Genomic DNA, 21,583 nt, shown 5'->3' with positions numbered 1-21,583 from the left:
CGCGCCTCAGTGCATCCGTTCCCAACCCGCAAAGACGCGTCACAGGCCTCGCTACCCGGCTTGCAAGCCCCTCTGCGCTTCACCCACAACCGGAAGAACCATCGAGACCTGACGGACACGACGACAGCGCTAGTTGGGCCGCAACGATTCCTGCTCGTGCTGCACGCGGTCGAGCACGTTAGCGATGATTTTCTGAAGGTCGAGAAGGCTTTGGCGCGGCATCCCGAACGAAAGCCAGCCAAAGCCGGGATGACGAAGATGAAGCGCGCATCCGTCGATGAGCGACTCGTGTGCGACGTACCAGCGCGGGTCGAGGATGGCAGTCCGCGGTCCTGTCGGATTGCTCATGGCGACCGCCGGATGCATCTTGTCCCGCTGCTGCGCCAGCGTCCGGGCGAGCACTTCCACATCGTTCGCGTCCATGAGGTAGGGGCCGTGCGGAAGCGACAGCGCGAGTTGATGCGATCCGTCGGTCGTGAGCTTGAGATCCAGCCTGAGTTCAGACATTTTCTCTTTCCGGTTTCTACGTCTGTTCGAAGCCGGTAATTTTGCCATTCGCGCCATTGTAGCCAGATGAAATTCATCTTTCCGCTGCTTACCGGTCCTTCAAAGGCGCCGCAGGCGCCTGTCCCGCTATCGGTCAGCGCTTTAGCCGCGACGAGAGTCGCCGCTCACTGCCACCTGGAGCCCAGTTTGTCCAGCCCGGCTTTCTGAAGATCCTCCGGGGTCATCGCAATGCGTAACTCGCACTCGGCATCGAGCATCAGAAACCAGGGCTCGGCAAGCCTTGGAATGTCGGCCGCCGAAGCGACTTCGACAACGACAACGGCTCCGCGGGCACCATCCTGCTCGGTGAAATAAATCGACTCGGGCCTGCATTCCTCGATGATCCGCCCAACTACGTCTCCTGCGGTTCCATCGCGCACGAGACTGCTAAAGGGCTCATTCGGTATCCGGACGTTGAGCAGCATACGCATGACGTGTCTCCTGTTCGACGGCGCAGACCCTCCGGCGGAGGCTCGTTTACGCCGCTCAAACCAGCATAGGTTCTTTTCCTGTCACGCGTCCGGAGAGACGCTGCGGCGGTGCGGCATGAAACGCCCGGGTTGTCCCCATCCGGTTCAGGCACGAGTGGGCAGATACGGATACGTCTGCGGAAACCCAGACCGATCGCCATTGCCGGTCGACGGTTGCGCGCCCCGAAAGCGACAACGCGACCATGCCGTCACGTTGTTCACGCAATCAGCAGGCGCGAATATGCGGGCCTGTCGACCCCGGGCAATTCGCCAACCGACTTGCGGATGCGGCCACCCCTGGAGAACGGCGGTCTCGATCAGCGATCAGGGGAATTGATTTCCTGGCGGACTGCCCTGCGCCCGCCTGCCTGCCTGTGAATCCGGTCAGCGGAACAAAAGGAAAGATTTGGTAAGGACTTGCACTTCCCGGCGCATGTTCACAGGTTTTATAGTCACGAGCTTTGCGATGATGTGCTGGCGACGCTCTCCAACCAGACCGGTTGCGGCCACGTCGATTCTTTTTCCTTGTTAACGGACATCGACTGGGATTCTTTAGCCTCGTGACATTTTAATTTCACGTCCGGCTCGCCCGGGATGCGCGATCGGCACCGCCCTCCCCTCAACGATGGAAAGAGGAACCGTTGGACACCTTGTTCAAAAATCTGATTCTGCTTTCGATAGTGACGTTGCTGGTATCGGGCGCGGGTTGCCTCACGCAGGTTCCGGCACAGTCTTCCGGCTACGATGACCGGGATACGCCGGGTGCTGTTTTCACACTGGACTCCACCCAGCATTCCGTGGAAAACTCCCTTGCCCTTCCCTCGTCCGTATTCCGGCCGACGGTGGCGCTCGCGCCAGTGGTGGCAAAGCCGGACGTCGTCGTCCGGCCGAAACTGGTCGACCTGCGGGAACACGCCATCGAAGGGTCGGCAACCGGAATCAACGGTGAAGTGTCCGCACAACCTTCACCGCATGCGAAGCCCAGTTTCCGGGACGATCCGCTGCAGTTCATGACATCCCTCGATTCTCCGTTCGAGCTCCGCCTCGTTTTTCTGACGTGGGCAGAACTCCTCGCCCTCGCGTTCCTGGGTACCCGGCTCCTGCGGCGCCCCCTCGCGGACGTGACGCGCACGGCGTGCGAGTACAGGAGTGGCCGACAGCTGACCGTGCTTCCTGAACAGGGGCTCGGCGAGTTGCGTCAACTGGTCAGGACGTTCAACGAGATGCTCCGTCGCCGCCATGAGGCGGCCGAGGATCAATCCGTCGCCATAGTGGGGCTTACCCGGTATATGAAGTTCCGGACCTCGCGTTTGCGAACCCGTGCGCTCGGCATTTCCGAATGGCACAAGCGCGTCGCCTTCGTCGAAGACATCGACTCGTTTTCGACCATTGCGCAGCAATTTCTCGACGTAGTCGAGCAGTCCAGCGCGGACCAGCAGACCGTGCCCGTGGACGCATTCCTGCGCGACCGGTTCTCGTTCAGCAGTGTGATCGACAAAGCGTGGTTCGCCCTCGACCTGAAAGCCGGCCCGCAATTCGCCATGCCGCACACGCTGCTCGAACGCCTCATGGCCAATCTCGTCGACAACGCATTCGCGCACGGAGCACCTCCGATCGAGATCAGCACGTCAAGGGATCCCGATGGATGGCTTCTCAGCGTGCGCGACCATGGCGCCGGAATCAAGGCGGACGAGCTATCCGACGCGACAAGGCCGTTCGTTCGCCTGCACGGTAAAGAGGGGAGCGACCGCCACTGGGGTCTCGGCCTCGCCATCGTTGCGAAACTGTCGCGGAGCTGCGGAGCGCGCCTTTCCGTGGACAATCATCCGGACGGAGGTCTTCGGGTGCAATTGATCTTGCCACAGTCGTAGCGGAGTTCTCTCGTATCAGCCCCTTCCTGTTCTCTGCGGCTGGAACCGCTCAGGTTCGCGTCCCGCCTTTGATTCGGATAACTCATTTTTCAGGTGTTCCTTTTGAGGGCCGACGGCAGACGTTGACTGGATCGCAGACAAGGGCGCCCCAGGATCGCTCATTTCAATCAAGAGAAAAACAATGAGCGAACGTGTCCCAAAACACGGTCTCGCCCGGCATTACCTATGCCGGCACCGCCGCAAGCACCTGCTTTTCGCACTCAGCGAGGGGGCAAGGCATCACGCGACGTCCGCCCGGACGGAGTGCTCAAGGGTTCGGCGATGCCGGGGCTTCATCATCGATGATGTATATTTTTGTCCATTCTAGACTTTAATTTTATTTTTGGCCTATAGTCCCAATGCGGATGTCCCGCCAGAGAGGGGCTCCGTCCGGGCGAACAGCGCTGTCAACGTCGCTGGCTTCCGGTGCGCAATCCTCACGAATCACCGTTCTGAACGGGACAGACCACTCCAAGGAGCGAATTAGATGAAGAAACTGATTGCAGCCTTTTCGATTACCCTGCTTGCCGTATCGGCAGGCGCAGCCCACGCGAAGGACTGGACCACCATCCGCTTCGGTACCGACGCGACCTATGCACCGTTCGAATCGAAGGCAGCCGATGGCAAGCTTGTCGGTTTCGACATTGATCTCGGCAATGAAATCTGCGCGCGCCTGAAGGCGAAGTGTGTGTGGTCCGAAAACGACTTTGACGGGATGATCCCGGCCCTGAAGGCGAGGAAGTTCGATGCGGTGTTGTCGTCGATGTCCATCACGCCGCAACGCGCCGAGCAGATCGCCTTCTCGACAAAAATCTACAACCAGCCGACACGCCTCGTCGTGAAGAAGGGTTCGCCGATCCTGCCGACCACAGAATCCCTGAAAGGCAAGTCCGTAGGGGTCGAACAGGGCACGACCCAGGAAACCTACGCGAAGACCTTCTGGGCACCGAAGGGCGCAAGCGTCGTGTCCTACCAGAATCAGGATCAGGTCTATTCCGATCTTCTGTCGGGCCGTCTGGATGCGACGCTGCAAGACGAAGTGCAGGCTGACCTGGGCTTTCTGAAGACGCCGCGCGGCGCGGGCTACCAGTTCGTCGGCGAAGAACTGGTCGACGAGAAGGTGCTCGGCATCGGCGCCGGCATCGGTCTGCGCAAGGACGACCCCGATCTGAAGGCAAAGATCGATAAGGCCATCGCGGACATGCTCAAGGACGGCACCTACAGGAAGCTCGCAGCCAAATACTTCGACTTCGACATTTACGGCGGCTGATGGGATGCTGTGCAGGGACCCTGCCCTGCACGCGATGACTGGCAAGGGCTGCGCGCGGTACGACAAAAGGCGAGCTACGCGCGCTCTTCACCTGCGCCGACACGCGGCTACGCAACCACAGCGCATAGGTGCACGGCGCTAAACGTGCAAGCTTCGTGGAATGTCGGCGGCCACTCTATCTGCCCGCCTGCGGGCCAGCACCGGCGCGGTTGCGCTGGCGTTCCCGTTGCCGTCGCGCACGGACTACGCTGACGACCATCAAGACGATCACAAGCAACGTCAATTCAACGAACGCGGGGACCTGGATAATCGGATCGGCAAACACGGCGAGCCTCCGGACACGGCGTGCTTCCATCTTACACCGCTCTTTCCCTGTAGAAACGCACCGTGCGATCGACAGCTATCGGATGATAGCTGTCCCGGTTCCCTGTCAAACCGCGCGTACTGTCGATGTTTTCAATGCGCGAGGTTAAGCGCGATTCCGGGCTACCGTTATTCCAGAGGACCGGCAACTCGCCAAAATGCGACAAAGGCGTTTCGCAAACCACGACGACGATTACAATCATCCTGAGCACCGGGTAGCCACGCCGGCGACCCATCAGGGTTTGCCCTCCCCCTTCGTCGCGAAACACCACTTACAAACGTCTCTGACAATGGACGCCGACAGAAAGCCGCAAAGCGATGCCGATGCTTCCTGGCCGCAACTCCTCATCGACCGCGTGACTGACTACGCGATCTTCCGGCTGACGCAGCACGGCGACATTGTTACCTGGAACCCGGGTGCAGAGCGCATCAAGGGATACCGGGCCGATGAAATCCTCGGCAAGAATTTTTCCGTCTTCTACACGGAAGAGGATCGGCTTCGCGGCACGCCAGACGAAGCGCTTCGCAGCACGGAAGAAAACGGGCGCTACGAGTCCGAGGGCTGGCGTGTTCGCAAGGACGGTACGGTGTTCTGGGCAAGCGTGGTCATTACCGCGTTATTTGACCGCGACGGCAGGCCCGCGGGCTTTGGCAAGATCGTCCGCGACATCAGCGACAAACGGACAGCCCACGAAGCCGTGATCGAAAGCGAGCGGCAGTTTCGGCTGCTGGTGCAAGGCGTCACTGATTACGCGATCTTCATGCTGTCGCCGGAAGGGAACGTGACAAACTGGAACCAGGGGGCGTTTCGCATCAAGGGATATTCTGCGCGCGAGGTGATCGGAACCCATTTTTCGCGTTTCTATACGGCCGAAGATGTCGCGCGAGGTGCACCGCAGCGCGGGCTGGATATCGCGGCGCGCGAGGGCAGATTCGAAACCGAGGGCTGGCGCGTGCGTCGCGATGGCAGCACGTTCTGGGCGCATGTCGTGATCGATGCCATTCGCGACGATAACGGCGTGCTGATCGGATACGCAAAAGTCACGCGGGATGTGACGGAGCGCCGTCGCGCAGAAGAACAGCTCGAGCAAACCCGCGCAGCACTTTTTCAGGCGCACAAGATGGAGGCGATCGGAAAGCTGACGGGTGGCGTCGCACATGACTTCAACAACGTGCTGCAGGTGCTACGTGGAAACCTCGAGCTTCTGGACGGACGACATGGTGGTGATCCCTGGACCCGGGAACGTCTGAACAAGGCAATCGAAGCGGTCGAGCACGGCGCCAAGCTGGCGGCTCAACTTCTCGCGTTTGGGCGCCGGCAGCCTTTGCAGCCGGTCGTCGTCAACCCCGCTGCGATGCTTCGTGGCATGGATGATCTGCTCCGGCGCGCGTTGGGCGAACAGATAGAAATCGAAACGATCGTCGCTGGCGGGCTTTGGAATACCTTCGTCGACATACATCAGCTGGAAAATGTCGTGCTCAACCTGGCGATCAATGCGCGAGACGCCATGTCTGAGGGCGGAAAGCTGACACTGGAACTGTCGAATGCCGTGCTCGATGACCACTATCGTGCTTTCGCGTCGGATGTGGCTGAAGGCCAGTACGTGATGCTGGGGATTACGGACACGGGCATCGGCATGTCGCAGGAAGTGGCGGAACGCGCATTCGACCCATTCTTTACCACCAAGCCGGAGGGACAGGGCACGGGCCTCGGCCTCAGCATGGCCTACGGCTTCGTCAAGCAGAGCGGCGGTCATATCAAGATCTACAGCGAGCCGGGAGAAGGGACCACAGTCAAGGTATATCTTCCCCGCTCGATGGAGAAGGCGCTCGAAGCAGATACGAGGACGCCCCTCTCTGTTGCAGGCGGGCAAGAGACCATTCTCGTTGTAGAGGACGATCAAAAGGTGCAGGCCACGGTGCTCGACACGCTCGCACAACTCGGATACACGGTCCTCAAGGCGGATGACGCCCAGAGCGCGCTCTCTATCATCCAGAGCGGTGTCTATATCGACCTGCTTTTCACCGATGTCGTCATGCCGGGTTCGCTGCGCAGCCCTGACCTGGCAAGGCAGGGGGTGCGAGCACTTCCGCACCTGAAAGTGCTGTTCACATCGGGATACACGCAAAACGCGATCGTGCACGGCGGTCGCCTCGACCCGGGTGTCGAACTGCTGAGCAAGCCATACAGCCGGGAGCAACTCGCGACCGGGATCCGTCGGATACTGGAGAGCTCCGCCGCAGTGGATACGCACAACGCTGCGCGGACCGAGGCCAGGACCGCTGTCGCCCTCCAGCGCTCCTCCAGCACGGCCGGAAAGCGAACTATTCTTCTAGTCGATGACGACAGTGCCGCACGCGAAGCCGTGAGCGAACTGCTCAGTGCATCGGGATATGTTGTACGGCAGGCCGGAACTGCCGAGGAGGCTGCCATTGCGTTGCGGGACGAACCCATCGATGTTCTGCTGACCGATATCACGTTGCCGGGGCAATCCGGTATTGACCTGGCGCGGACAGCGAGTGCGTCGTATGCCCGATTGAAGATCGTGTTCGCATCCGGACGTGATGTACCCAATCCTCAGGAACTCGGCTTCAGCTACGACGTGCTACGCAAGCCATATACGCTCGAGCAGTTGCGTGACGCCATCGAGGCCACGGATACCCGGCGGGCCAGCGGCACGGGTGGCAACTGAGCTGCGGGGTCTGCGCGCTCACGGCTCGTCCGTACTGCCGCTGGCGCTACCGCCAACGCGCGGGTGGCGCTTCGCTTCTGACCCTGGATCCCATTTTGAACAGTCGACGATCATGGGTGTATCGCATCGCTTGAGCGATCCGCTTGTTAGATATGACGAATACCGGCAAGGCGCTGATCACAGGCGTGTTCGTGGCTGGATTGGCATTCGCCTCTTACCGTGACACCTGAACCCGGTCCGCCAGCCGGGCACCTTGCGAAAGAACCTCGACCAGAAGCACTGCCGCATCCACAGCCGGCTCATACGCTCGAGTCAGCTGACGTCGAGGAGTCCTTCGGTTCAAAGGCAGGCGCGATGCAGCGCGTCGAGCGTGAGCGTGACAGTCTGCGTCGACACGGCTCGAACCAGGTTTCGTCGGCGATGACGGACCAACTGGTCAGGGAGTCTGCCAAACTCGATCCGTCACTGCCGCCGCCGGCCCCAGCCGGCCAGGACGGCCCCGATCGCCGCGGCTGGAACCCGGTCGCGGCGGCGATGACGGACAAACTGATCCGGGATTCCGCGAGACTCAATCAGACATCTCAGCCGCCGAACCGGCCCGCAACGCAGTAAGTCCGTAACCCGCGAAGACTCGCAGCCAATCGTATGACCACGGATTGCGTGCACCATCAGGACGGGCGCCAGACCCAGTTTGCCTGGCGCTCGCGGCTTCGCTTGATGAAGGCGTTACCTCGGTTGCGCCACGTACCGCAGATACGGTTTCAAGGTCTTGAAACCCTGCGGATATTTTTGCTTTGCGTCATCGTCCGAAACAGATGTCGGAATGATGACGTCTTCGCCCGGTTTCCAGTTCACCGGTGTCGCCACCGTGTGTTTCGCGTTCAGTTGCAGCGAATCGAGCAGACGTAGCACCTCGTCGAAGTTGCGGCCTGCGCTCATCGGATACACGAGCATGGCCTTCACCTTCTTGTCGGGACCGATGAGGAACACCGAGCGCACCGTCGCGTTGTCCGCTGCGGTGCGCGCCCCGCCCGCTGCATTCGGGTGGATCATGTCGTAGAGCTTCGCGACCGTCAGATCCGCATCGCCGATCAATGGGTAGTTGATTGCGTGTCCCTGCGTCTCCTCGATATCCTTCATCCATTTCTGGTGGTCGCTGACGGGATCGACGCTGAGTCCAATAATTCTGGTGTTGCGCTTGTCGAATTCCGGCTTGAGCCCGGCCATGTATCCGAGCTCGGTGGTGCAAACGGGCGTGAAATCCTTCGGATGCGAGAACAGGATTACCCAATGATCTCCTACCCATTCGTGAAAACGGATCGTCCCTTCAGTGGTTTCGGCGGTGAAATCGGGAGCTTCTTCTCCTAATCGAATCGACATCTTGATCCTCCATGGGGTGGGTGCACCAGGGTCTTTTGCTGCTGTGCGAGCAACGGACCCTGACTGGTTTGAAGCGGGGTCAGAATATTGGTTTTCGTGAACGGTCGACCTCTGCCCGTTCGAGCTGTATCACGCGGCAGGATCCGCTGCGAACGCAGCGAATCCAGAAGCCACCCCAACAGCAGTGATGCGGCACAAACACGAAAACGCACAACAGACCGCTGCATATAGCGTAGACCAAAATAAGACTTTCACCGCCCCCGTCGCGCAGAGACACCCTATCGAATCCCGGGGTGATACGTTCGTGCCCGCTCCCCGGGGGATGAAACCCTCCTTTCGACTCGATCCAGATTCAGATTTTCCGCTTTGCCTCGGTGAACGCTCGCTGCACCGCAATAACCATGGCTTCCTTCTTCTTCCAGCCAGAGCAGTAGCGTGTACGAGCCTTTAAGAGGTCGCCGCTGATCAGAGGTGATGCGCTTACCTACGCCGTGTCAGACACCTCCTCGCCAAACTTGCTGGACACAAAGCAACGCATGACGGCGACGAGTGGAGTCGGGCCCATTTGTCGGAATCGCTCCCCGGAAACGGTGTCACCGTCGATCTTGAACGCGGACGCCAATTGATCGTCCCGGTGCGGCACAAAGGCGATGCGCTCGCGCTCGATGATCGGACCAGCAGTCGCCCAATCCGTCGACGGTGAGAATGCTGCATCGAGCGTGCCGGCAGGATCACCATCGCACGCAGGCTCCTCGACCCAGCAAAAACCATCGTCGACGCGAGGATTCAGCAAATCCGCAGCGCGAGCAACCCAGTAGTCGAGCAGTTCTCCTTCCAGTTCAGCTACCTTCATTTCCTCTCCTTGAATCGCTCTGCCCCTCGCCAATCCAGATCGCCCGAACCCGGAACACGCATCCCCGATCTGGCTACGCTTGCACCTTTTCCCGCGTGATCATTGTAGGGCCATCGACCTTGCGACTTGCCGGCGACAACGTCGCAATCGCGCTCCTCCAATACGTTAGCGACAGGCGCCGGTTTGGCGGCGCTCATCGCCTCCTTTATCAGTATCTCAGGCGCGTACTTCAACCCATTGGTGACGCTCGCCGAGGTCTGCCCTGGTAAGCTGCAATGGAAGCACGTTGCAGCCTGTATCGGGGCACAAGCCTCGGGGCGGTTGCCGGGTGACCCGCAAGCGCCGACGGCCCGTGAAGGCGAACCGTCTTTCCATATGACAATTCGTCGGTTGCTACAGCGTGGGCAAGCGCTGAAATTGGTCGAAGCGGGGAAACGGAGGCTGCATTTCGGTTACCTCAAGGCGCTCAACGAGCGCTGCGGGCATGCCTTCGCCTAGCCACGCGCACATCTCGGCAAGTTGCGCCGGCGACCCTTGCAGCATGGCCTCCACCGAACCGTCCATGCGATTGCGTACCCAACCGGTAACGCTCAGCGCATGGGCACGGCGTACGCATGCTTCCCGATAGCCTATGCCTTGCACCAGGCCACGCACTGTGACCAGCCGGGTCTCGAGCATTCCTTCATTGTCGTCCGCTTCCATACCGCGCTCCCGCAGCGTGCTGACGCAGCCTCGCGTCTCAATGCAATGGCTCGGCTGCTCGATATACCGCAAATGCGATCTTGATAGTATCGCCGCCAGCCTCGCGCCACATAACAATTCCATTCGCCATTTGAAGTCTTTGCTGCATGCCTTGCTCCTGCTTCCCCAATCTCATGCTTCCGATCAATCACATCAGCGCTGCGCTTCAGCCTGGAAACCGCCCAACCAACTGAAAAGGAAGCGAGCGGTATCGCACAGAGACCCGTGGGTTGAAACGTTACGCTTCTTCGCAAGCCTTCAACGGGGGGGCTTGAAGCTTACTGGAGGGGACGCGATTGACCCGCGCGGCTGTCGGCAGCGAACGTTCCTTCGGCGATTCGTCGACGGATGACGGGATGGCATGCCGCTGACACCGTTAGTGCCGTGCCTGCGGCGGTTCGCTGTCTCGCCTGGAACGATCGAGGCCGTCAGATGTTGCAATCCTTCTTCTTCGATTCTGTCGCGAGCCAGTCGCGCCGGCCCGCGTTATGGGTCGACGAGCGTCTTTACAGCTACGGCGAAATCGAAACCAGGGCACGTCGCGTGTCTGCGGGACTGGCAGCGGTTGCACGGACCAGCGACGCGCGCCGATGTCTGCTGTTTGGGCATCGCAGCGTCGCCGCCTATGCTGGCGTGCTGGGAATTCTCGACGCCGGTATGGCCTATGTGCCGCTCAGCCCAAAGATGCCGGCTACGCGGATCGCAGCCATCATCGAGCAGTCCAGTGCGCCGTTGATGCTGATCGATCGGCGTTGCGCCGCGTCGCTCGATGAAGTGCTGCGCTTGCTCGACGAACGCCCGCAGATCTTCCTGCTCGACGAAGACGCGGATGAACCGCACCTGCCCTCCGTTGCCGCCGCTCTGCCGGCGCTGCCAGCCGCGCCGTATGTGCAGCACCCGGGCACCGCGCACGACGTCGCTTACATACTCTTTACGTCCGGCTCGACCGGGGCGCCGAAGGGCGTGCCAATCACGCATGCGAACGCCGATGCCTATGTGACGGGACAATTGAAACTGGCCGATAAAGTGCACGAAGCGCGTTATGTGCAGTTTTGCGAACTGAGCTTCGATCCGTCCGTGCACGACATGTTCGTCTGCTGGGCGAACGGCGGCTGCCTGTACGTGCCTCACACCGTCGATCCAGTCTATAGCGCGGGCTTTATCAAGACTCACGAAATTACACATTGGAATAGCGTGCCTTCATTGGCCGGCTTCATGCAGCAAATGCGCAAGCTGACGCCGGGTGCATTCCCAGGTCTTCGCGTGTCGATGTTCGGCGGCGAGCCGTTGCCTCGCTCGCTGGCGCTGGCGTGGATGCGGGCCGCACCAAACAGCCGGGTTCTGAATATGTACGGGCCGACCGAAGCGACCGTCGCCTGCACGTGCTTCGAGGTCACCGCCGAGTTCCTCGACGATCCGCGGCACACGGTCATGCCGCTGGGCTGGGCGCTTCCTGGGGTGGAACTGTTGATCGTGGATGCCGAGCTCGAACCGGTCGCCGCGGAGCAGACGGGCGAGTTGCTGATCGGTGGTCCGCAGCTTGCCGGTGGCTATCTGTCGCCTGATGAAGCCGGCAATAGCAGGTTCGTTGCGAAGACTTATCCGGGCCGGCGCGCGCAACGCTGGTATCGAAGCAGCGACGCGGCGCGCGCAGCGACGCAACACGGAATCGTGTTTCAGGGGCGTCTCGATACGCAGGTCAAGATTCGCGGCAACCGGGTCGAGCTGGAAGAAGTCGAACATGTCGTGCAAGCGTGCAGCCATGCTGCGCTGTGCGCGGTGATCCCGTGGCCGTTCGATGAAGTCGGGCGAGCCACCGGTCTCGTCGCCTTCGTGGCAAACGCCCGGGTTGAGATCGCGCTGATTCTGCGGGCGTGCCGGCAACGCTTGCCAGTCTACGCGGTGCCGCAACGGATCGTTGCCATCGATTCGTTCCCGCTTAACGTGAACGGCAAAATCGACAGAATGGCCCTCGCAGGACAGTGCGCACGCGGCGAGGTTGCCGCATGAGGTCTGTGCCACGCCCCCTGTGCGGAATAGCCACCCATCGCCGCGCATGAGTGCGTTGATACCAATAATGAGCCTTGAAGGGGAGCCAATGAAAGCCGATTTGCGCCGCGTTCTTGCGGAAACCGCATGCCTCGACGTGCCGGTCGAAACCTTGAGCGACACCGACAACCTGTACGCCGCCGGATTGTCTTCGCTCGGCACGGTCCGTTTGATGCTGGCCGTTGAAGACGTATTCGGCATAGAAATACCAGGCGAGTTGATTACGTTCGACCTGTTTCAATGTATCGATTCGCTCACGAGCGGGCTCGCACCGCTCGTACGTCAGGAGCCGGTGGCGAGCCGGCAGTGTGCGGCCGCGCGGCAATAGCCATGACAGGCAATCCTGCGATGAGGCCGGTCACCTTTGGTGGCTGTTACGGGTCGCTGCACCTGCCGGCAGGCGGCAACGCGGCGACGGGCGTGGTGCTGTGCAGCCCGTTCGGCTACGACGCGCTATGCGTTCACCGCGGCTGGCGCGACTTTGCAGAAGCATTGACGCTGGCCGGCGGCATTCCCGTTCTTCGCTTCGACTATCCGGGAACCGGCGATTCGGCCGGCAACGAGGAAGACCCGCAGCGCTTTCGCACATGGATCGACAGCATCAAGGCTGCGGCGCAGTATCTGCGGGCTGCGACCGGCGTAACACACCTGATCTTCTGCGGGTTACGCCTGGGAGCGACGCTGGCCGTCCTGGCGGCCGAAGAACTGGGCGGCGTCCATAGCCTGGTTTTGATGGCGCCCGTAATCGCCGGCAAGCGCTATATACGGGAACTGAGCTTGCAGCATCAGAGCTGGCTCAAGACCCCAAACGGTCGCGAAAGCGCGCAGGCGGACGACGTCGGGCGCGCCGTGGGCGCGTTCGGATTTCAGCTGTATACCGACACGCTCGAGCAACTCGCTGCCGTCGACCTCGTACAGCACGCGCGGCCTCCCGCACCCCGTGTGCTGCTGCATGATAGTTGCGACAGCCTGTCCATGAGTCGACTGGTCGAGCAATACCGTGGTCATGGTGCGAGCGCAGACGTGCAGATTTTTCCCGGGTACGACAAGTTCCTGGTCGACCCTCGGCTTAGCTTGCCGCCTCGGCAAGCATTCGACAGTGTGCTTGAATGGCTCGGTTTTCAGTCCGGCACGCCGGCGACGCCGGCGGTTGGGATACTTGCACCGGCCGCCGACGCACGGATCGCTTTTGCGGGCGGTCATGAGACACCTGTCGTGTTCGGAGGCGGGCGCTATGTCGGCGTGTTGTGCCGGCCGCACTGCGCGCTCGAACACGCCCCCGCTGTGCTGCTCGTCAATGCGGGCGGCGTTCATCGCGTCGGCGACGGACGGCTGGCCGTACTGATGGCGCGACGGCTTGCGGGGCAAGGCATCGCCTCGTTACGCATGGACCTGGGCGGCCTCGGCGACAGTCTTCATCACGAGGATTCGCCGACGCTCGAAGCCGTGTACGCCCGTCATTCGGTCATCGACGCGACAGCGGGCGTGGAATGGCTGACGGCGGCCGGATACACGGAGGTTGTCACGTTCGGCGTCTGCACGGGCGCATACGTCAGCATTCATACGGCGTTAGCGCATCCTCGCGTTGTGGGCTGCATGTCGGTCAACCTGCCGTTTTTCTTTTGGGGCGGCCCACAAACGAAGCCGGGCGCCCACCATGTCGAATCGAGTCGGGTGTACTGGGATTCGATCCGAATTCCCCATAAGTGGCTCCGGCTGCTGACCGGGCAGGCGAATGGGCGAGCGATCGCCGTGGAGCTGGCACGCCGCTGGTATGTGCGCCTGACTTCGCTCGTCAGCAGTCCGTTCGAAGGCAGATTCGGTCTCAACACCTCGACCGGTGCTATCCGCCAACTCATCATGGACCTCGAGAACAAGGGGGTGCAAACGTCGCTCGTGTACGGCTCGCTCGATGCGGGGCTCGATGAACTGGCGATCCGTTTTGGCCCGAACGGTAGCGAACTCGGAAAGCTGACGAACGTGACGGCAAAGATACTCGCGAGGGTGGATCACGCGTTGTTCTCACACACAGCGCGTGACGTCGTAATGGCTCATTTCGAGGAATTCCTGCGCGAGAGGATTCTCGATGCCGGGCGCGCCGGCGTCTTGCGCGCTCCAGTTCTACACGTGAGTTCGCTGCACCGGGTGTGGCTTCAGATCGGCCCGCGCAAAGCGGCCCGATGACCGCGTCAACTACGACCTGCTATCGCCAGTCTCAACTCTGTAATCCGCTTCTCGATTGCCAGGCTCTCGTCTTCGGGCAGGACTGCTCCTACCCACGATTTATAGGTCAATAATTCGCGAAGACGCACTTCTGCAGGGCTACCGTCCCTGTCAATAAACATCGCATCATGAGGCGTTATCGCTCGCACAACGAAAGCAGGCCGATCACTACGCATCGGCCGGAATGTCCTCGAATGGACCCCTGCCGTCACGCTCAAAGGATGAAATTCTCCGATCATTAATCCGGCCTCCATGAAAACAGGCTTCACCATCGAATGCGCCCTGTCTATATATTCAGAATATTGCTCTTCTTTCAAGCCATTGAGGAATATGCATATCGAACATAGTCGTGAGTTACCGGACATATCGGCAAACAGTTGATGATAAAGGGTGGGTAGCCTGTTTAATATCGAAATGAAAATGTCGAATGGTAGTTCTGTTACGTCCCAGATACAAAAAACCAATGACCCTTCGTGATGAGCTGGCTTAACAAAAGGGCAAACGGCGCCGCGGCGACCCAGTTCAGCGTGCGGTCTCATGATGAAGGCTGCAAGCCAATTGAGCCCCGATTCAAATACTTCCCTGGTGGATTGGTCCGGGACGGATTTGATGTCTATTGACAGACATGCTGATCGCTTTATTTTTTCAATTTCCCGATCAAACATCGAGAGGAAAGATCTGGAAGCTTCAATATCATTTTTCATGACACAAACCGTCGACCTATTCAGAAATAGAAAAAATACGATGTGCCAAGCCTGAGCGGTAAGGAAGCAAAGTCTCAATACTCGAAGTTATCTGTCGAAATTGAAAGGATCATACTTTCGCCACGAAGCGGCATTTAAAGCGATTTGATTTTTACACGGTCCTAGCCTCAAGCAGTGTTGGCTGTCGAACAGATCCGGCGGTCGATTCGGGCAGAAAGCCCGGCAGCGTGACTGCCGGGCTCGATGTGTTCCGCTGTGATTCGACGTTCGGGTTGCCGCAATCGACAGGACGCGCCCTGCGCCAGGACAGGGTCCGCGCGTGATTTCAGCGCCCGTACCCGTTAAGCACTTTGCGAGCAAGCGCGCGCCCGACGCTCGCACGCACGGCAGGTTTCCGTCGTGGCTTAGCGCAGTGCGACGCCACTTTCAGCAAGCACCTTTTGCAGCATCGAAAGAGCGCCGCGCATCAGATACGCTTCATCATCGTGGATGCCGTTGCCCCGCATTTCGCTCCATCGAATGCGCTTCTCGAATTGCGCCAGTGCGAGTCCCTTGGCCTCGGTCAACTGCGATTCGCCCGTGCCGCGAGGCGTTTGTGCGATGAATGTCGACAGGTCTTTTCCAGTGAACGGGTCACTTGATGCGGGTCAGCTCCGCGCTTCCGTCCATCGTCGGCATCATTAGCGTGTCATGCTGCTTGTCATAGCCGATATTTGCATTACCGAACGCAGTGCCCACCTGCAACATTCCCTTCTGATAGGTAGCAGGGATCCTGACCGTCTTCATTCCACCCCCAAAGAAGTTAGGGGCCGTGTCGGTTATGATAAAACCGTCACCGTTTCTGCTTATTTCAACCGTCTCCTTGCGCTTCGCATTCTCCCATTTGCCGATAAACTGGTCGCCCTCCTTGTTTCCGCATCCGCCAAGGATCGCAAGCACAGCGACAGACAGCGTGACAACGGTCCCTCGTTTCATTTGATTCCCTACCGTTGGATAAACGTCGGTCAATGTGGCTGGCCAAGGCACGCGTCAGCGACGTCGACAATCGGCTCGCTGTCGCGGTGAGCTTCATAAAAGCGGTCGACGCACCTGATCTGAAAGAAGGTCCACCACGTGCCAGGCGGATCGTGACCCAGCCACATGACCGTGGCCGCGACCTTTGTCCGAATTCCCCATCGCTGCCAGTCAGAGCCTGTCGGCGACAGCAGGCCTTGCTTGTCCGTGTACAGGTTCGGGTCCAGGCCGTATCGTTTCAGGTATGGCGGGTTAAGGAGATCCTCGGTAGCAGGCTTTTCGCCACGGAAAATTCGTGCGTTTTCTACTGCCTCTTCCAGACGGAAATCGCTGATGGCACGGCTGATCACTGACAGTTCGAACAGCAGCGTCGCACCAATTGCCAGGCACGTAACGCCTGTGCACAGTGCGAGCGCCACAAGAGCGCGCCTTCCGCTTATCGATATCTGTGACACCCTCGATCTCCCATCGATGCTTTTCGGCCCTCCGCCGGTCGATTGGTTGATGGTGTGAGCGGTCGAAGCAATCTGGTTCTCCGCCTTCAATTGCCGGGGATACCCGACTGCGACGAACCACGGTTCGCAGGAACATAACAGGTCTGGCCCATCGCCGCGCCACTCTGCACAGCGACGCGCGCATGCGCGGCGCGGATGTCTTCCGGATAGTTGGCGTTACGACGGACGGGATTGCAGCGGGTCCCCTTCCGAGTTGCATCGGTTCTGCTTTCACCTGTTCCCGCGTGACGGTCGAACTGGATTGCTAAGCGAACGATACGGCCGGTGCCGCCGGAACCGGGACGGTAAAGACTGCATAGAGCAAACATCTCACGACCGCTGATCTCCATGATCAAAATCTGTCTTCCTGCACACACTCATTCCTGCGGTTAACAACTACAGTTTAGTTGTCAGGGACGATTCTGCACGTTGGACCCGTAATCGCCTGTTCGCCTGATTGCAGTCCCAGGGTGTAATTGACATGAAGAAACTCGCCGGCGTGCTGCTTCTCGCCTCCGCACCGCTCGTGACGTCCGCCGGGACGCCACTTCTCTATTCCCATAGCGCGCTCGTGTACGACGTCGGGCGGAGCGAAGTCCTGCTGGAAAAGAATCCTGACGAGGTCAGGCCCGTCGCTTCGCTCACCAAGCTGATGACGGCGATGGTCGTGCTGGACGAAGCGCAGGCATTGGGGGAAACATTGACCATCGACAATGCCGATATCGATCGGCTCAAACATACGAGTTCGCGTATCCCGGTCGGTGCTGAACTCGATCGCGAGGAGATGCTGCGCCTTGCGCTGATGTCGTCTGAGAATCGCGCCGCCTCCGCGCTATCGCGCGCGTTTCCGGGCGGTCAGCCTGCCTTCATCCGGAACATGAACCACAAGGCGCGCGAGCTGCACATGGCCAACACGCACTTCGACGATCCAACGGGTCTGTCACCCGACAACTTCTCCACTGCGCGCGATGTCGTGAAAATGGCGGATGCCGCGTCGCACTATCCGTTGATCGGCGCATTCACGACACTGCCGCGCTACCAGGAGGCAATCGGCAGCAGAACGAGGTTCTATCGAAACACCGACCCGATAGTCGATCGGCCGGATTGGGACATTCGGCTCGCGAAGACGGGTTATACGGACGAGGCAGAACGCTGCATCGTGGTCGAAACCAACATGCCGAATGGTCCGTTGATTATTGCGCTCCTCGGCGCGCGCTCTTCCCGGGCGCGTTCGGCGGATCTGGTCGCGATTCGCCGCTGGCTGAACGGCGACGACACGCCCGTCGTTATGCCGGGCCTGTATGACGCGGGCACGCAGCATCATCACCATCGAATGCTCGCCCAATCGCATCGCGTCAAGGTGACGCTCGCCGCCTACCGGGCTGGATCGATTTCCAGCGCACATCGGCCGACCGGCAAGCATGCTGGCGGCACGCGGCCCCACCGTGTACCGGTCACCGGATAACGCCCGTGGAACCCGGCAAGTGATCCCGACTCGGAGCGGAAGACCACCCGCTGCGTATGTCCGATTTGGGAACGGTTAATGGAGCCAGTCCTATCGAAACGTTTTCGGGTCAATCGGCGGACGCTTGCCGTCGACGATCGCCTTCGCTTCGTCAATTGCCGCGTTCAACGCCCAGTCTTCTCGACGATACCCCTCTTCCTCGAGGCATTGAACGGGAAGTTGCATGGGTCGCTCCGTATCGAATTCGCGAGGGATAAGCACGAAACCGTTAAATCCGAAGATTTTCAGGTGCTCTCCCCCAACGCCGTGTTTCGCAAGCGTTCGCACCTGGTACTTGAATCCGTTGTACATGTTCTCAGCGTGGGCCATTTCAATCTCCATCGTCATTTTGGAGGACGCGCAGCATGAACGTTGACACGAACGAGTTGCGTGAGATCGCCGAACGTTCGACGCCGGAACCGTCGACACGTTGGACTGGCAATAGCGCCGGGCGCCCCACTGCGGGGCGCGGGCCCGACGGCGGCGTACTGCATTCGATATAGTACGCCGAGACCATGCTGACGTCGCTTGCGACGCTGCGATGTTGACCACCGCTCAGCCGTCGCCTCCGCAGCCGTCCCGGTCCTGCCCGATCAGGTCGGAAAGACTAGTCCTCGCCCCATAGCGGCGGGCTCATAGCCGTGTCGTAATCGGTGAACATGACGTTGAAACTAACGCTGATGCGCGGGCGGCCGCTCATGTTCGCTGACACAGAGTGCGGCAGCCAGGCGGGAAACACGAGCAAGGTGCCGTCGCTCACCGTCACCACCACCTGGTCGGTGTTGTACGCCGTCAATTCGGTGATCGGCGGACGAATGATGGCAGTCTGAGGGCGTGGATCGTGAAAATTGATCGTGTCTGAGCCGGTCGGGGTCTGCAGATAGTAAACGCCGCTCAGGAAGTTGTTTGGATGGCTGTGCATGGGGTGTGCCGCACCAGGGTCCAGCACGTTGGCCCAGCACCCGGTGATGCGGAACGGGGCAGCGACTACCTTGATAAACGCGAGCACGTGGCTCACGGCGGCTTCGATATGGGGGATCAGCGCCGCAAATTCGGGTTTCTGCTGTAGCGCGTGCCCGGATTGCCAGGCGGCGCCCGTGCGGGTTCCTCTACCAGCGCGCATCAAGGTTTCAACATACGCCAGCAGATCCCGGTTAAGTGGTTCGTAGCATGCCGGCTCAAGGCGGCCCTGCCAAACGAAGGTTGGGAACAGGCGTACAACGTCGGGAGTTGGAGGCTGCATGGCCGCTTGCGCGATGCGCCGTCAGACGAACACAGATCTGTAGTATAGCCGCGAAGTCAGCATGCAGGCGGCAGCACGGCCCCCCCAACAAGCGGGACTTGTGGGGGATGTGGAATGGCTTTGGGATGCGGAATGGATGGTCGACATTGACACATATGCCGGCTTAGAACATATCCGCAGCCCCTTGAGGCCCCGCACTCTGACCTCCTGGCTCCCGCTCAGACCGGGACGGGATAAACGGCCCGGTGATCATATTCGAGTAGCTTTGCCCTGGCCCCACCATCGGAAACACATCAGCGTTCTGGTCGATCATGACTTCAAGGAAAGCCGGCCCGTCAAATGCCACGAAGGCCCTGAGTTTGTCCTCGAGCTCGCTGAGCGTTTCGACGCGACAGGCAAACTCAAACCCGTCGGCCCGAGCTGCCATGACAAAATCCTTCCGATGAAGCGACTTGTCGCTCACGCACAACCGCCCGTCGTAAAAGAGACGCTGCCACTGCCGGATCATCCCGTCACCGACATTGTTGAGCACGAGTACTTTGACTGGCACGCCATACGTGGTTGCCGTCTCCAGGTCACCGATGTTCATGCGGATGCTGCCGTCACCATCGATGTCGATCACAAGGGCATCCGGTCGCGCCATTTGGGCGTCGATCGCTGCAGGCAGCCCGAAGCCCATCGTCCCCATACTGCCCGACGTCAGAAAGCTTCGCGGCTCGACGAAGTCGAAAAATTGCGCAGCCCACATCTGGTGCTGGCCGACGCCCGTGGTGACGATTGCTCGCCCGCCGGTAATTTCACCAAGCTTTTCAACAACGAACTGCGGCTGGATCACCGGACTATTCCTGTCATAGTTCATACCGTAGACCCGCTTCAGTTCCTTGATATGGTCGAGCCAGACCAAAGGAGGCCGCACGGGTGAATCGTGCGTCATCAGCGCCAGCAAGGTATCCTTCGCGTCGCCCACGTGCGTCCAGTGCGCCCGTTTTACCTTGTTGATCTCCGCCTCATCGATGTCGATGTGCGCGACAAACTGCGCTCTCGACGCAAATGCGTGAGGACGGCCACCGGCGACCCGGTCATCGAATCGGGCGCCCACCGCGATCAGGAAGTCACAATCTTCCACCGCGTAGTTCGCACAGGCCGCGCCGTGCATGCCCAGCATGCCAAGCCCCAGTTCGTGTTTCACGGATATTGTGCCGAGACCCATCAACGTGCTCACCACGGGGATCCGATAGCGCTCCGCAAACTGACGCAGCTCCGCGGTCGCGCCGGCCATAATGATGCCGCCGCCAACATACAGCAGCGGTCGCCTGCTTTGCGCCAGCAGATCGAAAAATTCGCTGCGCTTGTCCTCTTCGAGACGCGCGCCTTTGGCTACCTTGCGAAGACGGTCGGAGTAACCGCGAAACTCCAACGTACCTCGCCCATGGTAGGTGCCGGTCCAGTTCTGGATGTCCTTCGGCACATCCACGACAACCGGGCCAGGACGGCCGGTGCGAGCGACTTCGAACGCGGTCCGCAGTGTCTGTTCCAGCTTTTCCGGGTCGGTAACCAGAAACACCTGCTTCGCGCACGCCGACATGATGTTGAATACCGGCGCTTCCTGGAAAGCATCACTGCCGATCGCGGCACGCGGGACCTGTCCGCTGATGAGGACGACCGGGACTGAATCACCATTGCAGTCGGCGATCGGCGTCACCGCGTTCGTCGCCCCGGGACCTGACGTAACCATGAATACGCCAACTTGTCCGCTCGCGCGTGCATAACCAGCGGCCATGAAGCCGGCGGCCTGTTCGTTGGCGGGTACCACGAGGTTGATGTGGCGCTTGGGATTATCCTTGTGCATTTCGTTGAAACGAAAGACAGCGTCGTAGGTCGGCAAGATCGCGCCGCCGCTATAACCGAATACGGTTTCGACGCCCTGTTCGCTGAGTACGCGCAAGATGATATCGGCACCCGACATCGATTCGCCGACAAGCGGTGGTTTCGGGAAGACTTCTAAAGCGGCGTCTGGATTTTGGATCACGGCTGGCTCGCATGGAAACGGCCGCTGACAATATCAGCGGCCAGGATCAAAGGACGATTTCCCTTCCAACTCGAGAACAGCGTATGTTCCGGACCAG

Annotated in this window: 22 protein-coding genes; 8 read left to right on the top strand and 14 right to left on the bottom strand. The window is 60.1% G+C overall.

Features of this window, described 5'->3' with window-relative positions:
• Positions 1-129 precede the first annotated feature (129 nt).
• Both B0G77_RS13065 and B0G77_RS13060 read right to left on the bottom strand, forming a co-directional pair.
• Positions 130-507 (bottom strand): hypothetical protein, encoded by a 378-nt coding sequence (locus tag B0G77_RS13065; protein ID WP_133662501.1) that lies wholly within the window; start codon positions 505-507, stop codon positions 130-132.
• Positions 508-671: 164 nt separating this feature from the next.
• Positions 672-977, bottom strand: coding sequence for a panthothenate synthetase (locus tag B0G77_RS13060; RefSeq protein WP_133662500.1), 306 nt, complete (start codon positions 975-977; stop codon positions 672-674).
• Between the two features lie 680 nt (positions 978-1,657).
• Here B0G77_RS13060 and B0G77_RS13055 point away from each other — a divergent pair.
• Entirely contained in the window at positions 1,658-2,887 is a 1,230-nt protein-coding gene (locus tag B0G77_RS13055; protein WP_133662499.1) for an ATP-binding protein, read from the top strand.
• A gap of 526 nt (positions 2,888-3,413) precedes the next feature.
• Positions 3,414-4,196: an ABC transporter substrate-binding protein gene (locus B0G77_RS13050; protein WP_133662498.1), complete on the top strand. Its 783-nt coding sequence runs from the start codon at positions 3,414-3,416 to the stop codon at positions 4,194-4,196.
• 356 nt (positions 4,197-4,552) lie between these two features.
• Here B0G77_RS13050 and B0G77_RS13045 read toward each other — a convergent pair whose 3' ends face one another.
• Entirely contained in the window at positions 4,553-4,762 is a 210-nt protein-coding gene (locus tag B0G77_RS13045) for a hypothetical protein (protein WP_133662497.1), read from the bottom strand.
• Between the two features lie 87 nt (positions 4,763-4,849).
• Between B0G77_RS13045 and B0G77_RS13040 the strand changes: the two genes are divergently transcribed.
• Together B0G77_RS13040 and B0G77_RS13035 are read left to right on the top strand one after the other, a co-directional pair.
• Positions 4,850-7,252 (top strand): PAS domain S-box protein, encoded by a 2,403-nt coding sequence (locus tag B0G77_RS13040; protein WP_133662496.1) that lies wholly within the window; start codon positions 4,850-4,852, stop codon positions 7,250-7,252.
• A 354-nt stretch (positions 7,253-7,606) separates the two neighbouring features.
• A complete protein-coding gene (locus tag B0G77_RS13035) occupies positions 7,607-7,864 on the top strand; it encodes a hypothetical protein (protein ID WP_133662495.1) in 258 nt (85 codons plus the stop codon).
• A gap of 114 nt (positions 7,865-7,978) precedes the next feature.
• Here the strand turns inward: B0G77_RS13035 and B0G77_RS13030 are convergent, their stop codons facing one another.
• The 3 genes from B0G77_RS13030 to B0G77_RS13015 form a co-directional block, all read right to left on the bottom strand.
• Complete coding sequence (locus B0G77_RS13030; protein ID WP_133662494.1) at positions 7,979-8,632, bottom strand: peroxiredoxin; 654 nt, start codon at positions 8,630-8,632, stop codon at positions 7,979-7,981.
• A 484-nt stretch (positions 8,633-9,116) separates the two neighbouring features.
• Positions 9,117-9,485 carry a DUF2591 domain-containing protein gene (locus B0G77_RS13025; RefSeq protein ID WP_133662493.1) on the bottom strand — a complete coding sequence of 123 codons (369 nt, stop codon included), beginning with the start codon at positions 9,483-9,485 and terminating at the stop codon, positions 9,117-9,119.
• A 393-nt stretch (positions 9,486-9,878) separates the two neighbouring features.
• A complete protein-coding gene (locus B0G77_RS13015; RefSeq protein ID WP_133662492.1) occupies positions 9,879-10,187 on the bottom strand; it encodes an acylphosphatase in 309 nt (102 codons plus the stop codon).
• 471 nt (positions 10,188-10,658) lie between these two features.
• Between B0G77_RS13015 and B0G77_RS13010 the strand changes: the two genes are divergently transcribed.
• The 3 genes from B0G77_RS13010 to B0G77_RS13000 all read left to right on the top strand — a co-directional run bounded on the left by B0G77_RS13010 (position 10,659) and on the right by B0G77_RS13000 (position 14,459).
• Entirely contained in the window at positions 10,659-12,236 is a 1,578-nt protein-coding gene (locus tag B0G77_RS13010) for an amino acid adenylation domain-containing protein (RefSeq protein ID WP_133662491.1), read from the top strand.
• 88 nt (positions 12,237-12,324) lie between these two features.
• Positions 12,325-12,603 (top strand): acyl carrier protein, encoded by a 279-nt coding sequence (locus B0G77_RS13005; RefSeq protein WP_133662490.1) that lies wholly within the window; start codon positions 12,325-12,327, stop codon positions 12,601-12,603.
• A gap of 2 nt (positions 12,604-12,605) precedes the next feature.
• Positions 12,606-14,459, top strand: a complete 1,854-nt coding sequence (locus tag B0G77_RS13000; RefSeq protein ID WP_243750984.1) for an alpha/beta hydrolase — start codon at positions 12,606-12,608, stop codon at positions 14,457-14,459.
• 5 nt (positions 14,460-14,464) lie between these two features.
• On the opposite strand, the gene B0G77_RS12995 is transcribed toward B0G77_RS13000, so the two are convergent.
• The 5 genes from B0G77_RS12995 to B0G77_RS12980 form a co-directional block, all read right to left on the bottom strand.
• Entirely contained in the window at positions 14,465-15,202 is a 738-nt protein-coding gene (locus B0G77_RS12995) for a DUF6875 domain-containing protein (RefSeq protein WP_133662489.1), read from the bottom strand.
• 404 nt (positions 15,203-15,606) lie between these two features.
• A complete protein-coding gene (locus B0G77_RS43195) occupies positions 15,607-15,768 on the bottom strand; it encodes a hypothetical protein (RefSeq protein WP_166656152.1) in 162 nt (53 codons plus the stop codon).
• A 67-nt stretch (positions 15,769-15,835) separates the two neighbouring features.
• Entirely contained in the window at positions 15,836-16,177 is a 342-nt protein-coding gene (locus tag B0G77_RS12990; protein ID WP_133662488.1) for a hypothetical protein, read from the bottom strand.
• A gap of 29 nt (positions 16,178-16,206) precedes the next feature.
• On the bottom strand, positions 16,207-16,635 hold the full coding sequence (locus tag B0G77_RS12985; RefSeq protein WP_243750983.1) for a hypothetical protein: 429 nt from the start codon (positions 16,633-16,635) through the stop codon (positions 16,207-16,209).
• A 122-nt stretch (positions 16,636-16,757) separates the two neighbouring features.
• Positions 16,758-17,066 (bottom strand): hypothetical protein, encoded by a 309-nt coding sequence (locus tag B0G77_RS12980; protein WP_243750982.1) that lies wholly within the window; start codon positions 17,064-17,066, stop codon positions 16,758-16,760.
• A 125-nt stretch (positions 17,067-17,191) separates the two neighbouring features.
• On the opposite strand from B0G77_RS12980, the gene B0G77_RS12975 reads away from it, so the two are divergent.
• Entirely contained in the window at positions 17,192-18,175 is a 984-nt protein-coding gene (locus tag B0G77_RS12975; protein WP_133662487.1) for a serine hydrolase, read from the top strand.
• Positions 18,176-18,265: 90 nt separating this feature from the next.
• Here B0G77_RS12975 and B0G77_RS12970 read toward each other — a convergent pair whose 3' ends face one another.
• The 3 genes from B0G77_RS12970 to ilvB form a co-directional block, all read right to left on the bottom strand.
• A complete protein-coding gene (locus B0G77_RS12970; protein WP_133662486.1) occupies positions 18,266-18,544 on the bottom strand; it encodes a hypothetical protein in 279 nt (92 codons plus the stop codon).
• 277 nt (positions 18,545-18,821) lie between these two features.
• Entirely contained in the window at positions 18,822-19,457 is a 636-nt protein-coding gene (locus B0G77_RS12965) for a 2OG-Fe(II) oxygenase family protein (RefSeq protein ID WP_133662485.1), read from the bottom strand.
• Positions 19,458-19,620: 163 nt separating this feature from the next.
• Positions 19,621-21,423, bottom strand: coding sequence for a biosynthetic-type acetolactate synthase large subunit (ilvB, locus tag B0G77_RS12960; RefSeq protein WP_133664127.1), 1,803 nt, complete (start codon positions 21,421-21,423; stop codon positions 19,621-19,623).
• Positions 21,424-21,583: the final 160 nt, after the last annotated feature.

It is taken from the genome of Paraburkholderia sp. BL10I2N1 (assembly GCF_004361815.1).
In the GTDB taxonomy this organism is placed as follows: domain Bacteria; phylum Pseudomonadota; class Gammaproteobacteria; order Burkholderiales; family Burkholderiaceae; genus Paraburkholderia.
The sequence above is the reverse complement of the archived record's forward strand: the minus strand, read 5'-3'. Positions and strand labels throughout refer to the sequence as shown.